The 15,883-nt window shown below is 39.7% G+C and carries 17 protein-coding genes; 12 read left to right on the top strand and 5 right to left on the bottom strand.

The window, feature by feature from the left end:
- The first annotated feature begins 1 nt into the window (after window position 1).
- The 4 genes from uvrC to SFU91_01295 all read left to right on the top strand — a co-directional run bounded on the left by uvrC (window position 2) and on the right by SFU91_01295 (window position 3,893).
- Window positions 2-2,098: an excinuclease ABC subunit UvrC gene (uvrC, locus tag SFU91_01310; GenBank protein MDX2127654.1), complete on the top strand. Its 2,097-nt coding sequence runs from the start codon at window positions 2-4 to the stop codon at window positions 2,096-2,098.
- 125 nt (window positions 2,099-2,223) lie between these two features.
- Window positions 2,224-2,649: a gamma-glutamylcyclotransferase family protein gene (locus tag SFU91_01305; GenBank protein ID MDX2127653.1), complete on the top strand. Its 426-nt coding sequence runs from the start codon at window positions 2,224-2,226 to the stop codon at window positions 2,647-2,649.
- Between the two features lie 17 nt (window positions 2,650-2,666).
- Entirely contained in the window at window positions 2,667-3,005 is a 339-nt protein-coding gene (locus SFU91_01300; GenBank protein MDX2127652.1) for a YHS domain-containing protein, read from the top strand.
- A gap of 24 nt (window positions 3,006-3,029) precedes the next feature.
- The gene (locus tag SFU91_01295) at window positions 3,030-3,893 is read left to right on the top strand and encodes an AMP nucleosidase (protein MDX2127651.1); all 864 of its coding nucleotides are present in this window, start codon (window positions 3,030-3,032) and stop codon (window positions 3,891-3,893) included.
- Here the strand turns inward: SFU91_01295 and SFU91_01290 are convergent, their stop codons facing one another.
- The 3 genes from SFU91_01290 to SFU91_01280 all read right to left on the bottom strand — a co-directional run bounded on the left by SFU91_01290 (window position 3,894) and on the right by SFU91_01280 (window position 7,400).
- Window positions 3,894-5,024, bottom strand: a complete 1,131-nt coding sequence (locus SFU91_01290; GenBank protein MDX2127650.1) for a glycosyltransferase family 2 protein — start codon at window positions 5,022-5,024, stop codon at window positions 3,894-3,896. It lies immediately after the preceding gene.
- A 100-nt stretch (window positions 5,025-5,124) separates the two neighbouring features.
- The gene (mgtE, locus tag SFU91_01285) at window positions 5,125-6,570 is read right to left on the bottom strand and encodes a magnesium transporter (GenBank protein MDX2127649.1); all 1,446 of its coding nucleotides are present in this window, start codon (window positions 6,568-6,570) and stop codon (window positions 5,125-5,127) included.
- Window positions 6,571-6,590: 20 nt separating this feature from the next.
- Window positions 6,591-7,400, bottom strand: a complete 810-nt coding sequence (locus SFU91_01280; GenBank protein MDX2127648.1) for a hypothetical protein — start codon at window positions 7,398-7,400, stop codon at window positions 6,591-6,593.
- A gap of 128 nt (window positions 7,401-7,528) precedes the next feature.
- On the opposite strand from SFU91_01280, the gene SFU91_01275 reads away from it, so the two are divergent.
- Entirely contained in the window at window positions 7,529-8,128 is a 600-nt protein-coding gene (locus SFU91_01275; protein ID MDX2127647.1) for a pyridoxamine 5'-phosphate oxidase family protein, read from the top strand.
- Window positions 8,129-8,203: 75 nt separating this feature from the next.
- On the opposite strand, the gene SFU91_01270 is transcribed toward SFU91_01275, so the two are convergent.
- Window positions 8,204-9,079, bottom strand: a complete 876-nt coding sequence (locus SFU91_01270; protein MDX2127646.1) for an alpha/beta hydrolase-fold protein — start codon at window positions 9,077-9,079, stop codon at window positions 8,204-8,206.
- A gap of 337 nt (window positions 9,080-9,416) precedes the next feature.
- Here SFU91_01270 and SFU91_01265 point away from each other — a divergent pair, with 337 nt between their 5' ends.
- From SFU91_01265 to SFU91_01235, 7 genes are all read left to right on the top strand, one after another.
- Window positions 9,417-9,953 (top strand): DinB family protein, encoded by a 537-nt coding sequence (locus SFU91_01265; protein MDX2127645.1) that lies wholly within the window; start codon window positions 9,417-9,419, stop codon window positions 9,951-9,953.
- Window positions 9,954-10,030: 77 nt separating this feature from the next.
- Entirely contained in the window at window positions 10,031-10,831 is an 801-nt protein-coding gene (locus SFU91_01260) for a hypothetical protein (protein MDX2127644.1), read from the top strand.
- Between the two features lie 263 nt (window positions 10,832-11,094).
- Window positions 11,095-11,616, top strand: a complete 522-nt coding sequence (locus SFU91_01255) for a GNAT family N-acetyltransferase (protein MDX2127643.1) — start codon at window positions 11,095-11,097, stop codon at window positions 11,614-11,616.
- 59 nt (window positions 11,617-11,675) lie between these two features.
- Entirely contained in the window at window positions 11,676-12,569 is an 894-nt protein-coding gene (argB, locus tag SFU91_01250; protein MDX2127642.1) for an acetylglutamate kinase, read from the top strand.
- 2 nt (window positions 12,570-12,571) lie between these two features.
- Window positions 12,572-13,489 (top strand): ornithine carbamoyltransferase, encoded by a 918-nt coding sequence (gene argF / locus SFU91_01245; GenBank protein ID MDX2127641.1) that lies wholly within the window; start codon window positions 12,572-12,574, stop codon window positions 13,487-13,489.
- Between the two features lie 64 nt (window positions 13,490-13,553).
- The gene (gene argR / locus SFU91_01240) at window positions 13,554-14,027 is read left to right on the top strand and encodes an arginine repressor (protein MDX2127640.1); all 474 of its coding nucleotides are present in this window, start codon (window positions 13,554-13,556) and stop codon (window positions 14,025-14,027) included.
- Between the two features lie 15 nt (window positions 14,028-14,042).
- Entirely contained in the window at window positions 14,043-15,278 is a 1,236-nt protein-coding gene (locus SFU91_01235; GenBank protein MDX2127639.1) for an argininosuccinate synthase, read from the top strand.
- Window positions 15,279-15,343: 65 nt separating this feature from the next.
- On the opposite strand, the gene SFU91_01230 is transcribed toward SFU91_01235, so the two are convergent.
- Window positions 15,344-15,817, bottom strand: coding sequence for a glutathione peroxidase (locus tag SFU91_01230; GenBank protein MDX2127638.1), 474 nt, complete (start codon window positions 15,815-15,817; stop codon window positions 15,344-15,346).
- Window positions 15,818-15,883 lie beyond the last annotated feature (66 nt).

Genomic DNA, 15,883 nt, shown 5'->3' with positions numbered 1-15,883 from the left:
AATGAATCCTGAAATAGAGAAAAAGGGCGAAACCGAATCGGAAATAGAACTGAAAGCGGTTCAAGACGACCGCAATCCCGAAATTGAAGTCAATCTGTTGGAAACAAAATTAAAAAATTTGCCGACTTCGCCGGGCGTTTACCAATTTAAGGACAAAGATAGTCGGGTGATTTATGTCGGTAAGGCAAAAAACATTCGTGCTCGGGTGATGTCTTATTTCAGGAACCTTTCTGACCATTCTCACAAGACAAAACTGCTTGTGAGTAAAATTATAGACCTTGAATTAATTCTAACTTCTTCGGAAGTTGAAGCGTTGATTCTTGAAAATAATCTTATTAAACAACTGAAGCCACGATACAATATTGACTTAAGGGATGATAAAACCTACCCGTATATCGTTGTGACCAATGAACCTTTTCCCCGAGTATTCCCAACAAGAACTGTCTATCGAAATGGTTCAAAATATTTTGGGCCATACACGGCTGTTCACCAAATGAGGTCGCTTTTGGATGCAATTGGAGAAATCTTTTTTGTAAGAAGCTGCTCGTTAAACTTAAATGAAAAAAGCATCGGCGAAAAAAAGTTCAAAGTTTGTTTGGATTACCATATCAAAAAGTGCCAAGGCCCTTGCGAGGCACACCAATCTCAGGCAGATTACAATGACATGATTGATGAAGTTAAGCGGTTGCTTTCGGGGAAAACCAAAGACGCGATGCGTTCAATTTCCGAAAAGATGAAGCGTGCTGCAAAGGAATTGAAGTTTGAGCAGGCAGCGGTTTTAAAAAGACAATTGGTGGCTCTTGAGCGGTATTCTTCGCGGCAAAAAGTAATGACAACTGATGATGTTGATCGCGATATTTTCGCAACCTCAAGCGAAGGCTCTGACGCATGTGGCGTCGTATTTAAGGTGCGAGAAGGAAAACTGATTGGTACAAGGCATTTTTATTTTTCGAATGTAGAAGGTGAATCGGAAGAATCGTTGCTAACAAGACTGTTAGAGAAGTATTATCTCGAAACTACCGATACATTACCGGATGAAATTTTTACACCGATTGCACTGCAAGAAAAAGAACTAATTGAGCGTTTAATTGAAACAAGAAGCAATGAAGAAAATCGATCGATTGTAGATATTGTTGAAGCCAAGCATATTGATTTTATTGTTCCACAAATTGGGGATAAAGCCAAGCTTGTGGCAATGTGCGCCACAAACGCCACGCATTTATTAAGGGAGTATTTAATTCAAAAGCAGCAACGCGGTGAAAAGCTTGCCGTGCCTTCAAGCGTTCATTCTCTCGAACGAGATTTAAGGCTTCCAAAACCGCCACGGAGAATTGAGTGCTTTGATAATTCTAACCTTCAAGGTACAGACCCTGTCGCTTCTATGGTATGCTTTGTGGATGGAAAACCAAAAAAATCAGATTACAAAAAGTTCAAAATCAAAACCGTAGAGGGTCCGAATGATTTTGCGTCAATGGCAGAAATAATGGAACGCCGTTATAGTGGCTCACTGACCGAAGAACTTCCAATGCCCGATTTGATTATCGTTGATGGCGGTAAAGGACAACTCTCTGCGGCGTATGAAGTTTTAACGAGACTTAGCGTAAAAATACCGGTTATCGGACTTGCAAAAAGGCTTGAAGAAGTCTTTTTCCCAAATGAACAATTTTCACATAATCTTCCCAAAACTTCCTCATCGCTGAAATTGCTTCAAAATTTGAGAGACGAAGCACATCGCTTTGCAATTACATTTCACCGCGATTTGCGGTCAAAGCGAACGCTTCAAACCGAACTAACCGGTATTGCGGGTGTGGGCAAGGCAAAAGCCGAAAAGCTGCTTCGAACTTTCGGTTCTGTGGCTCAAGTGGCTGAAGCAAGCTTGGAAGAGCTTGAAAAGGTCATCGGAAAAAAGAACGCTGAAACCCTTCGCCGGTATTTCGATCAAAAGAAAAATCAGACCTTTAATTCAGAGCAAGAAGTAGAGCAACCTGAAGAATTGATTTTAGAAGAAGGCCTTTTAGAAAATGAAAATGGTGAAACGAATATGGAACACGAAGAAAGCGATTCCAACGATATCGAATTAGGAAAAGACGAATCCTAAGAAAATTGAATTTTTTGGCCAATATCCTACGATTTTTTGCAAATTTTTTTTGTAGGTTACTTCAATTAACTTTTTGCTAAATCTGCATTTTTAATTTTAGCGACAATCAGAAGACAACATTAGTGATGCAAACAGCATCTCACAATTACCTTTTTGTTTATGGAACTTTGCGAACCGGCGGAAGAGGCGCGCATTTGGTTTCTAAGTATGGTCACAAGAAAGCCGATGCCAAAGTTAAAGGCTTGTTGTATGATATCGGCGATTTCCCCGCTTTTATCCACCACGAGGATGCCATCGTTTATGGCGAACTGATTCAGTTAAGACCCAATGTCACTCTTGAAGAAATTGATGAGTACGAAGGCGTTGATAAAATGCATCCGCATGACGGGTTATATCGACGAGATAAGATCACTGCCGTATTAATGAACAACGAAACGGTAGAAGCGTGGATTTATGTTTGGAATCAATCGGTAAAAGGGTTGAAGATGATTGAAAACGGCGATTATCTTGCCTACTTGAAGTTGAAATCTGCTCATCGACTAATTCGTTAAAATAAAAATCAATACATATGAAAAAGATTCAAATGATATCGGCTATTACTATTTTTTTTATGCTACTTGCATTCTCGGCGTGTTCGAATAGTGAACAAAAAAGTGTATCAGAGAAAATAGAAGTCAAATCGGCTAAGGATTCATTGACTGCTAAAACGGCAACTTTTAATTCTTTATGTCCTATCTCCGGTGAACCTGTTAATGACGAAGCCAACAAGGTCGATTATGAAGGAAAAACTTATGGATTTTGCTGTAACGGCTGTGATGAAAAATTTAAATCAAACCCTGTGAAATATGCAGCCAATCTTAGCCCAAACGGTAAAGAATTTATTGGGAAAGAAGAATCGATGCACTAAAATCAGTTAGGTACAATTCCATTTATGGCATTTCGTAAACGTATTGGCGCGGTTGATTCGATGAAATCGAATTCAGAATCAACATTAAGTGAATCGAATTCCTCGATTAGAAAAGAAGAAATTGGCATTGATATGCTCGAGCGTTATACAGGAACGCCTCCTTTAGAACTTGGGAATTATATTCTGCTCACCAATTTCAATAAATATCTCGCAAAATTTTCCGAGCGTTACCAATCTCCCATTGTTTCGGGGTCAGCGTTTCAATGTGTTACCGCAAAAAACGAGGATATCTCGATTATTGATTTCAGCATCGGAAGCCCAACTGCAGCATTGATAATGGATTTGCTTTCCTACCGAAACCCAAAACCAAAAGGCGTGATTATGCTGGGTATGTGCGGTGGGCTCAATAAACGCCTTTCGGTTGGAGAGTTTATTTTGCCAATTGCAGCTATTCGTGACGACGGTGCATCTCAGCACTATATGCCCCCTCGAGTGCCTGCTTTGCCAACCTTTAACGTGCAAAAAGTAGCTGCTGAAGTTTTAGTCGAAAATAAACTTCGTTATCGAACGGGCGTTATCCATACGACGGATTACCGATTTTGGGAATTCGATGAAAAATTTAAAGAAGAACTCATTGAGGAAAGGGCAATCGCGATTGATATGGAATGTGCGACACTTTTTATTGCAGGATTTGCTTCAAAAGTTGCCATCGGTGCGCTGATGCTTGTCAGCGATATGCCGCTTACAAAGCACGGAATAAAAACAAAAAAATCGGCAAGCGAAGTGTTTTCAAAATTTACTGAGTTGCATTTAGACTTAGGAATTAAATCGTTACAAGAATTAAAGAAACGCGGTGATGAACTTGATATTCGTCATTATGAGTGGTGATCAATCTTTATGCTTTAAGACTGAAATCGGGTAAAATGTATCTCGCCATCGAACCCCGCCTTGCAATGTTATACCAATAGCAGATTTCAAGAAGGCATACAAAAATAAGATTGAAACAATTGGATGGGAGAGCGTTAGCATCAGTGATTTCCCAACAGATTTCCCCGAAGAATAGTAAATGAGAGCAATTGTGATTATCGAAACTAAATTTAAGACCATTAATCCCAAAGAATTTTCGCCAAAAAAAATAGCGGCAATCAAAAGCCAGTAAGGTGATATCAGTCCAAATAGAGTTCCTGCAATTCCAATAAATACCCAAACCCACGAAAAGTTAATTCCCGGAAAGGCGCTTCGTTCGATTCCCCTCATCGTATCAAGCAAACCCTCCCGCCATCGCACCGACAAAAAATCGCTCGCGCGAATCAAGTAATTTCCAAACCCTTTTAACTTCACATATTCGCCAAGCCTGACATCATCAGCCACTTCCATTCGTAGCGGATAGTGTCCGCCAATTGATTGATAAACTTTGCGGCTAACAAAATTAAACGCACCAACCCCAATGAATGCCTTTTTTTTCTTTGGATTTTTTGCTTTTATGGGGTCAAATTTCCAAGTAAACAAAAGCGAAAAAATCGCAAGGAAAGATTCCTCCCAAAAGGTTTCATAAGTCAAGCGCGGATAAGCAACGATATGCTCTGCTTGATTTTTATTTGCAAAATCAATCGTTCTTGAAAGAACACTTTCCTCAAAAAAAATGTCGGCATCCGTAAAAAGGAGGTAGTCCCCACTTGATATTTGAAAACCAAGGTGATTGGCATGATTTTTCCCAAGCCATCCCGGGGGTAAGGAATTCACATGAATCACTTGAAGATTTGAGACCTCCTTTTTTAACCGATTTAGAATTTCGCCCGTAGAATCGCTTGAACGGTCGTTGATGGCGATAACTTCATAATTTGAGTAATTCTGTTTTAGCATTGTGCGCAACGCTTTTTCAATAAGCTTCTCCTCATTACAAGCGGGAACAATAATACTGACTCGAGGTGCGGTTTCAATCAACGAAGCGAAGGCGGATAAATCTGGGATAATCGTTTTCAATTGATAAGACCGAAAAAGCATGTAGAGCCAACTCAAGAATAAAATTAAGGCAAAGAGGTTGAGGAGGAAGAACGAGTTTAGCATAAAAGCGGAGTAGTCAATTGAAATAGATGATGAATAAATACGACTGATGCGTTTAGAATGCGAGAATTACTTTTGCGATACTGAAATAGATGATTAAGCCGGTGGCATCGACAAGGGTGGTGATCAGTGGGGCCGAAAGAACGGTTGGGTCGAGACCTACTTTTTGGGCCAGAATCGGAATTTGAGATGCAATGGAACTTGACCAAGTGCAAACGCCAATCACACTTGTGCTTACCGCGAGGCTTAGATGCCAATCGCCTTTCAAAACAAAAACAAAAACATAAGAAATTGGAAATAATACCAAACCCAAAACAAATCCGGTTGCCGATTCGCGTGCCAGAACCTTGAACCAATCTGAGGTTTCAATTTCATTTATAGCAAGGCTTCGAATAATAGTAGAAACAGTTTGAGAACCAATGTTCCCGCCTGTTCCAACAAGCAAAGCGATGAAGGCTGAAAGCGTTAGAATGACCGTTTCATCAAACCGACCTTGAAAATACTGAACCACATTGCTTGTGAGTGTGCCGCCGATAAAAAGAAAAAGAAGCCAAACCACTCGATTTCTTACCCCAATCCAAATGGAGTTATCAAAGTAGGGTTTATCGGTTTCTCTGGCTTGAACGGCGCCAAATCTCAAAAAATCGATGGTTTCTTCTTGGGTAATAACATCAATGATATCGTCAACGGTAACGATTCCCAGAAGCCTGCCATCATGCGTGACGACAGGAATTGAAAGTAGGTTATACTTCGAAACAAGTGCCGCCGCTTCAAAACGCTCTTCGGTGGGTAATACGCTAATCGGATCTTGTTGCATGATGTCTTCGATGAGCGTTTCATCGTCGGCGATAAGCATGTCTTTTAAGCTGACAACACCCACAAGCCTTCGGTCACCAGAGCCTACATCATCTTTTTCTAAAACATAAACATCATAAACTTCACGAGTTCGAACTTGCCGTTGCTGTTTCTGGATCAATTTTTTTGCGCTCGCAATATTCATTGTCGGTGAAACAAACGAAAATTCCGTTGTCATGATACTTGCAACACTGGTAATCGGGTAACGAAGAAAGTTTTCCAATTCAGTTTGCATATCATCTGGCAATTTGGTGAGTAGTTTTTCTTCAATTGCCTTTTGGGTTTCACCTTTCGAAGAAACCAGATTACGAAAAATAAAAACGCGTTCGTCGGTTCTAAGACGCCGCATCACCTCAACAGCGACATTATTAGGCAGGGATAAGAAAAGTTCAGGGATGTTCTTAAAAAGCCGTGTCGCTATGGCTTCAGTCGCAATATCAATCGGAAGTTGTGAGAGTATCTCTGAAGCCATCGTTATGGGTAATTCTTGCAAGTACTCAGCGATATCCACTGGTTGAAGCTCAGCCAGTTCTTCATTGGAAATTTCTTCCATTCCCAATTCTTCAAACACATCTTGTGAATTGAAGGTGTTCTGAGAAGGGTTTTCCGGTTTGGTATCCTCCTGTTTTACTGATTTATCTTGCATGATGGGTTGTGGTTTCGTCGTTACCGACCGCTCATTAAAAGGAAAATTCGATCGACTTGAATTGTAGTATCAGCTTCTGCAGAGGAAAGTCTGAATTTCCTATTTTCTAAAAAACCTTGATCCATTCTTTCATACCCTTTGTTGTAAAAGCGATATGCCGGGTAACCTCTCAATTTCCACTCAACGGTGCCCGGCGGAAGAACGCGCGTGACTCGATATTTTGTTGAATTCGGAATTCGAACTGCTGCGGGACCATCGATATTTCCAAAAGAATTGGCTGAATAGATATTAACGCGAATTGTGTCTTTGGTGTCAACAAAGCCAGAAGCAAGGAGATCATCTAAGTCAAATTCAAAATGAACCATTCTCATTTTTTCAAGGTAGATATTGGCAGTGGAAATCATGATGGTTGTATCGAGAGTTCCTTTCCCAAGAATAAATACACGGTTGTTCAAATCCTCAGTTTGTTCATATCCGCCATAGTAAAATTTCTTTTTGGGATAAGCACGAAACTTCCACTCGACTTTCCCGGGTTGAACGTCACGTGTTAATTCATAAAGGGAACTTTTGCCAATTCGTTTCATTGGCAATCCTTCAACGCCATCGGAAGTTTTGCCAATAAAAATGTTAACTCGAAGCGTATCTGAATCTGGATTAAAGCCACAAAGAATGAGTTCTGTGGCATCAAGTTTAAAGGTCACTTTTCTTGTTTGAGCACTGAGGGAGATCGTAGCCACGAAGAGACAGATGAAAAAAAGTGACTTCAATGTCCACATCATAAAAGCGGAAGACGTTTGGCTCTTGTAAAGAGAGGTGTATGATGCAATCATAAAAGGTGATAAATGATTAGTTTCAAATGAGTCGATAATCCAAATTGAAATGTGCAATTCAAAATGGAAAAAACTCATCGTCTTTGCAAGCGTTTACGAAAGATTCATGAATTATTCCAACTGATAACATGTTTGAAATCTCAACTTTAGAGCGGGTTTTGGAGCAATCGTGGACACTCTTGAAACTTGGAGCGTCGAAGCGAAATCACCCAATGCATCTTGGTGTATTTTGCACGAAATCAGAGAACGGCGTCGCAGCAAGAACAGTCGTGCTTAGAAAGGTTGAACCGGAAGAGCGGCTTATCATTTTTCACACTGATATTCGGTCTTCTAAAATTTCTGAAATTAAATCAAGCCCTGATGTGGCTTGGTTGTTTTATGATCCAGAATTACAAATTCAACTCCGCTTTACAGCAAAAGCCGAAATTCATCTTTCAGGGGAAAGAGCAAACGAACATTGGCAAAAAACGCAGTTGACAAGCCGAAGGTGCTACATCACCGAGCATCCACCGTTATATCCTGTCAGCGAACCTGTATCAGGTTTGAAAAAGCATCTTATTGGAAGAATTCCAACTGCCGATGAAAGTGAAGAAGGAAGAGAAAACTTTTCTGTTGTTGTAACTAAAGCAATGAAATTAGATTGGCTCTACCTCGATTCTGCAGGACATAAACGTGCAGTTTTTGATTGGCAAAGTGGCCAAATGCAAGCGAATTGGGTTATTCCTTAACAAACCAATGGCACTTGGTGCGGGTTCAGTTAAAAAGGGAGACATTCTCTTAATCCCATCGTACTTAGTAAAAACTTAAGGTTGTGTTGACATCAAAAATGTAACCGGAATAGAAAAGCGATTTCGCCAAGCGCGCTCCGAATGTTCATCACCAACAAATTTTTTGGTAACCCAAGAGCGCCCTTCCTCAAAGCCTTTTCGTTTCATCACACTATCTGCACGCATTTGATAAGGCTCATAAGATGAGTCCAGTGTTTTGGTTCCAAAATCAAAGTAGATTTTATGATTTTCAGGGCTCGGTAATGATTTTTCTAAGTAATCAATCATAATTCCCTCACCAGCAGGAAAATGAGTTGATATGCAAGCAGCTGCACCAAAGACAGACGGGTACTCACAAATCGCATAAGCGGAAATCAGCCCGCCCATACTTGAACCAGCAACAAAAGTATTTGCCGGATCACGTTTTGTTCTATAAGTAGAATCAATAAATGGTTTTAGCTCATTGACCAAAAATTTGAGATACTCATCCGAAATCGGTTTCATCCTTAATCCAAACCTCTCAATAAAACCTCTTCTGACTTCATCTGGAACTAAATCAAATGCTTTTTTTGGTGAATATTCTTCAGTTCGCTTAGGTGTGTTATAAATGCCCACAACAATAACCGGATCAATTTTACCTGAGTCAACTAAGGAAGTCATTGTTTCGTCAACACCCCAATCTACACCGATAAAAGAGCGAGAAGGAATGAACAAATTTTGACCATCATGCATATACCAAACTGAATAGGTTCTTTCAGGATGCGAGGTGTAATCTTTTGGTAGCCAAACCGAAATGGTTCTTGCCTCAACAAATTTTGAAGGAAAATTTTCAAAATCATGAAGTTGGCCTTTCAAACCTATAGCAGTGTCTTCCGAAATCACCTTTGTTGGTGAAGTGGGAAATGAAACCATTTCCTTTGGTTTTGGAGAATCTTTTGAACAAGAAATCAACATCAAAAATAAGAGAGGGAGCGCTAAAGGAAGTAAAGATTTTGATTTTGATACACTCTTAAAATTTTGAGTTTTGACTTTACTCTTTTCACAAAGAGTTTTCAGAATTTTACTTTCATTATTCAAGGGGCGAAGAGTGGTAAATGGAATTTGCCGAATGAATTGTATTATCATGAATAATAAGTTTTGTGTGAAGAGAATTTGCCGTGTTCTCAAATTTTTCAAAAAATTTGTCTCAGAGCTGAAGAATAAAAGCGTTTGACCTTATTGCTTTTTTTCATTAACAAATTTAATCAAGATGAAGCAGCAGTTTCCTGAGTTTTTTTCATCTAAAAAAGATGATCTTTCCGCTGATATTACAAAAGAGATCGAACGGTATTCGAAAGGATATCAACGATTAAATGAAGCAATCGGAACGATCTCCGGTGGAAAGTTAAATTGGAAGCCAAACCCTAAAAAGTGGTCGATTCGTGAAATCGCTCTCCATTTAGTTGATTCCGAAATTATCGGAATTGCTCGTATGAATTTAGTTATTGCTACAAGTGAATCGAATCCGCCCGCACTTCTGGCATACGATCAAGATCAACTTTCAATTTTAGCAGCTTATCATTCTATGGATGAAATGCTTGCTCTTCAAACCTTCCGTGATTTAAGAAAACACCAAACCGCACTCTTAAAGAACCTTCCAAAAGAAGTTTTTGAGAAGTTCGGTATTCACTCAGAAGTTGGAAAATTAACATTACTAGACCTTGTGAAGCGATACGCGTCTCATGTCGAAACCCATATCAAGCAAATTGAAGGTTTAAAGCAACTCATGAAAGGCGAAGAAACCTGATAAAATATTCGGTTTTTGATTTAAGAACAAAAAACATCCTATTGCTAAAATTGCATAAATATTCAACGCTCGCGATTATGCGTCTTCTTTTTTTTACTACTTTCTTATTCCTTTTTTCAGAAATACTTGTCAGCCAAGAGTATCACCCTAATCAAATTTCTTCATTGCTTTTAAGTTCAAATAATGCAATCAAGTCTCCCTCTCAAAATAGATTGATATCGGTTATCCCTTTAGGCGGCAGAAATGATTCATTGATGCTGGTTGAACCCGTTTTATTGCCTGAAAAAAATCAACGATCGATTTTTTGGTCGGGATTTTCGTCCTTTCTTCTCCCCGGATTGGGAGAATTACAATTGGGTAGAGGAGATTATGCACGATTTTCTTTAGGTGCCGAAGCACTATTGTGGGCTGGTTTAGTCACAACCGCTTTTTATGCGTCGTCACTCAATAGCGATGCACGACTCTTTGCGAAAGCCAACGCAGGAATATTACCCGGTGAAAGAAACGACAAATATTGGGACGATGTACTTCAATATAATTCGAGACTCGAATACAATGAAGAGATGGCTCGCCAAAGGCTTTTTGGAAGAAGTTACTCCGAGCAAGATAACTGGGACTGGAATAGCGAAGAGAACCGCTCGCTTTACCGCGCGCAAAGAATCAATGCTGATGAAGCAGGTCAAAATATCTATTATTTTGTAGCGGGGTTAGCTTTAAATCGGTTAATCAGTATCATCAATAGTGTAAGGCTTGCAAAAGAATGGAATCGTGAAAATCAAACAGGATTTCATATCGAAAAAATTGAATTCGTCCCTCATACGGCTTTATTAGCCCCAATTCCAAGAGGCTTCGATTTGCGGCTTCAAGCAAGCTTTTGATTTCAAGCGTTCGTTCTTTAAAACAAGCTCTTCAAACCCATCGAATCTACTTTTTTTCATTGCTTTCTTGCGAATCCTCGAAGTAAGTTTTCCTTAAAAATTAATCCACGATCCGTAGATCAGATTAATTACTAAACTCTAAGCAAGAAAGAGTTAAAAAATCGAAATTTATGAAAAAATAATTATGCGAATTATTGCATAATTATGCAGCTCCCCGTATAATTGCATTCATATTTTTATAAATGAAATCGTCGAGTAAATCAATGGAAAGTGATCTCCTAAAAGCGGTAGAAGTTTCGGGAAATCGGATTGAAGAATCCTTTGTGATCAGTACAGATAAAAACATGCTTCAATTAGAAGTGATTTATGAATTTTTAACGCATTCGCATTGGGCTAAGGGCATTTCAAAGGAAACTGTCGCAAAGTCTATTGAGCATTCAATGTGTTTTGGTGTTTTTGAGCGTCTTAGTGAGAATCAATTCAAGCAGGTTGGATTTGCCCGAGTGATAACCGATTTCACGACTTTCGCTTATCTCTCCGATGTTTTTATTCTCGAAGAGTATCGAGGGCTTGATCTTTCAAAAAAATTGATGGGAGTGATTATGAAGCATCCCGATTTGCAAGGGTTACGACGGTGGATGCTTGTTACGACATATGCACACGGTCTATATGAGCAATTTGGCTTTGTAACAACGAAGTCTCCGGAAAAACTGATGGAGATCTTTGTACCCAATCTTTATCAAAAGGAAGCTGAACTTTTATCAATTGCTCAAGAAATCAAGTAAACCCTATCAAAAGAAGAAGGCGTCGCTTTCGTCTCGTATTTTTATTCGATTAAAATTCAATGCAAAGAAAAGAAGAAGTCTTGGTTGAGGCCCTGCCATTCATTCAAACCTACGAAGGGAAAATTTTCGTCATCAAATTTGGTGGTGCTGTCATGACCGATGAAGGGCTTATGAGAACATTTGCTAAAGATGTTACGATGCTCAAGAAACTTGGAATTAATATCGTTGTCGTTCACGGTGGAGGGAAAGAAATTACAACGCTTGCAAATGCTTTTGGTGTAGAAACAAGGTTTGTCGAAGGTATGCGTTACACCGATTCCAAAATGCTTGAGTGTGTGGTTTATGGGCTTTCATCTTTAAATAAAGAAATTGCAGGGCTAATTTCACTCAATGGTGGTGCAGGAATCGGGCTTTCCGGATTGGACGCCTCACTTTTAAAGGCAAAGGCATTGCAAAGCGAAATTGATTTAGGCTATGTTGGAGAAGTTTCTGCCGTGAATGTTTCTTTGCTCATGCTTTTAATGAAGAACGAGATGATTCCTGTTGTGGCTCCAATTGGGCAAGGAGAGAATGGTCAACCTTATAATATTAATGCAGACCTTGCTGCATCGGCAATTGCTGTGGCATTGGATGCCGAAAAACTCGTTTACCTCTCTGATACCGAGGGTGTAATGGTTGATGGGGCACTAATTTCTTCACTTTCTGAAGGAAGATCAAAAGAATTAATTGCAGGTGGGAAAATTCACGGTGGTATGATTCCAAAAGTGAATTCAGCTTTTGAGGCAATGCGAAACGGAGTCGGTAAAGTTCACTTTATTGATGGTCGAATCAAACATTCTCTCTTACTAGAAATATTTACAAGTGAAGGAATTGGAACTGAAATGATTCGAGAAAACGCTCCAAAAAATTCCTTTAATACTCATATTGAGATAGAAAATTCCTATCCCGTTTAATCATGAATCATGAATTAATGAATGACTTGCTTTCACTTGAAAATTTATCTTACAACAAAATTGAAGAGATTTTCATTAAAGCCGAAGAATTGAAATTCAATAAAAATGAACGCCCATTAATTGGAAAAACAGCGGCAATGATATTTCAAAAACCGTCACTCCGAACCCGCGTTTCTTTTGAAGTCGGCGTTTTTCAACTTGGTGGTCATCCTGTTTATTTGGGTCAAGAATCTGTTGGGTTAGGTACACGCGAAAGTGTGGCAGATGTCGCGAGAGTTCTTTCACGTTACAACGATTTAATTATCGCACGGCTTTTCGACCACAATTTGCTCCTTGACTTAGCAAAATGGGCGGATATCCCCGTAATTAATGCACTGACAAACTTCTCGCATCCTTGTCAGGTTTTAGCCGATGCTTTTACCCTTCGAATGAAGGGAAAACTAAAGCCCGATTCGAAGATTGTTTTTATTGGCGATGGAAATAACATTGTCCATTCTTGGTTAGAATTCGCGATGAATTATCCGATTCATTTCGTTATCTCAACACCAAAAGGATACGAGCCAGATCAATCTCTTTTTAATCTCGCGGTAAAAAATACTAAAGGAAAAATTGAGTGGATTGAAAATCCAATACAAGCTGCTCGCTATGCTGATGCACTTTATACAGATGTTTGGGTTAGTATGGGGCAAGAAAAGGAAACCGAAATTCGAAAAAAGGTATTTTCGACCTACCAAATCAATCAAGAATTATTAAATAATGCCAAGGCAGACGCCCTCGTTTTACACTGTTTACCGGCTGTGAGAGGCGAAGAAATTACTGACGAGGTTTTGGATGGATCAAATTCAGAAGTGTTTTTGGAAGCTGAAAACCGATTGCATGTTCAGAAAGCAATAATGGCGATGCTATACTACGCGACATGACAAGGCGCTTTGTGTGAGAATTCAAACGAAGTTGAAACATAATGTTGAATTCAGAGAAATCATAATGGAAAAACAGGATAGGCAACTGGCAATTAAAGAAGTCATCACTTCGGAGGTCATTGCAAATCAAGAGGAATTGGCCGTAGCGTTGCAAAAAAAGGGGTATGAAGTTAATCAAGCCACCCTTTCACGAGACCTTCGTGAACTCGGCATCGCAAAAGTGAATACTGCTGTCGGAACACGGTATGTGCTTCACACAGAAGGAGAGAATCAACGTCTTCGGATGTTGATTAGCTATGAAATTGAATCAATCATATCAAATGATTCACTTGTTGTTGTTAAAACGTTGCCGGGCCGGGCGAGTGGAGTCGCACAGATTTTGGATTCAATCGGTTTGCCAGACATAATGGCGACGCTTGCAGGCGATAATGTCATCTTTATTGCACCAATAAACACTCGCCGTACCAAACAAATAGAAGAAGCGCTCCGAAAAATTGTTTCTCAAGCAAGAAAAGACGCAAAAGAAAATTTAACTTAATTCAATACAGAAACTATGAAAAAGCATAAAATCGCCGTCGCCTACTCGGGTGGTCTTGATACTTCCGTAATGGTCAAGTGGTTGCAAGAAAAATATGATGCCGATATCATTACCGTAACAGGGGACCTTGGGCAAAAAAAGGAATTGATAGGCGTAGAGGAAAAGGCCTATAAGACTGGCGCAAAAAAAGCTTTTATGCTTAACCTTCAAGATGAATTTGCAACAGATTTTATTTTCCCTACCCTCAAAGCCGGTGCACTATATGAACATACCTATCCGATGGCCACATCATTAGGGAGACCGTTACTCGCAAAAGGGTTAGCACAAGTGGCACTTGCAGAAGGATGTGATATGGTTGCCCACGGATGTACAGGAAAGGGAAACGACCAAGTAAGGTTTGAAGCAGCACTTGCGGCACTTGCTCCTGATGTAAAAGTTATTGCCCCGCTTCGTGATTGGGAATTTCGATCAAGGGAAGAAGAAATTGCTTATGCTCAGAAGCATAATATACCTGTGAAAGCCACAAAAGAAAATCCATTTTCGATTGATGAAAATATGTGGGGAACAAGCATTGAGTGCGGTGTGCTTGAAGATCCGCGCGTAACAGCACCGGCTGAAGCTTATCAGCGAACTGTTTCGCCAGAAAACGCGCCCGATAAAGCTGAATATGTAACCGTTGATTTTGAAGGCGGTATTCCGATTTCATTGAATGGTGAAAAGCTCAGCCCAGTGGTGCTCATCGATCGCCTAAATTCGATTGGTGGTGCAAATGCAATTGGCCGTCTTGATCTTGTGGAAAATCGATTGGTGGGGATTAAGTCAAGAGAAATCTATGAAGCACCCGCAGCTACGATTCTTCACTTTGCGCATCGCGAATTGGAAAGACTCACACTCGATAAAGACACAATGCATTACAAACTGAAACTCGCTCACGACTTTGCCGATTTAATCTATAACGGACTGTGGTTTTCACCCTTGCGCTTTGCACTTTCTGCTTTTATGAATGAAACACAAAAAGTAGTTAACGGCAGTGTAACGGTTAAACTTTATAAAGGAAATGTGGAAATTGCCGGGCGCTATTCGAAAAACTCGCTTTATGATTTAAGTCTCGCCACTTACACCGAAGAAGATACTTTTGATCATAAGGCCAGCGAAGGATTCATCAAGATTTATAGCCTTCCTCTAAAAACTTATTACCGAATCAACGGCAATCCGCTTCAAGATGAAAAAGTAGAAGTCCTTGCAAAATAAGATACCCTTGGATCTTTACGACAAAAGCCCCAATTGGGGCTTTTGTCTTTAAAGAATCTTAGTGATTAGGCAAGAGCAGATTCAATCGCTCTTATCAACTTTTCCGATTCAGGAGCAACACCGCTTTCAAATCGACCTACAATATTTCCCTTTTTATCTAATAAAAACTTTTCGAAGTTCCATTTCACATCCCCTTTCGGTTCTGCGTTCGAGGTAAGCCATTGATAAAGCGGGTGGGCACCACTACCCTTCACATCAATTTTCGACATCATATCAAATTGAACGCCGTAGTTACTCGTACAAAAGCGTTGAATCTCTTCTTCACTTCCGGGCTCTTGCGCTCCAAATTGATTGCAGGGAAATCCGACAACAGCAAGTCCCTTTTCTGAAAATGTTTCATGAAGTTTTTCTAATCCGGTGTATTGAGGCGTATAACCGCACTTCGATGCGACATTCACAATCAACACGGCCTTACCCGAGTAGTTCGAGAGTGATGTTTCTTCTCCCGTAATTTTTTTGAATGAAAAATTTTGAGTCATTGGTAAAAACATTTATTGGTTAGACAGTTAAATCAGTTTGTTTAATCTTAATTACGAATCGTTAGA

Source organism: Chloroherpetonaceae bacterium, from assembly GCA_033763895.1.
Classification (GTDB): Bacteria; Bacteroidota; Chlorobiia; order Chlorobiales; family Thermochlorobacteraceae; genus JANRJQ01.
The sequence above is the reverse complement of the archived record's forward strand: the minus strand, read 5'-3'. Positions and strand labels throughout refer to the sequence as shown.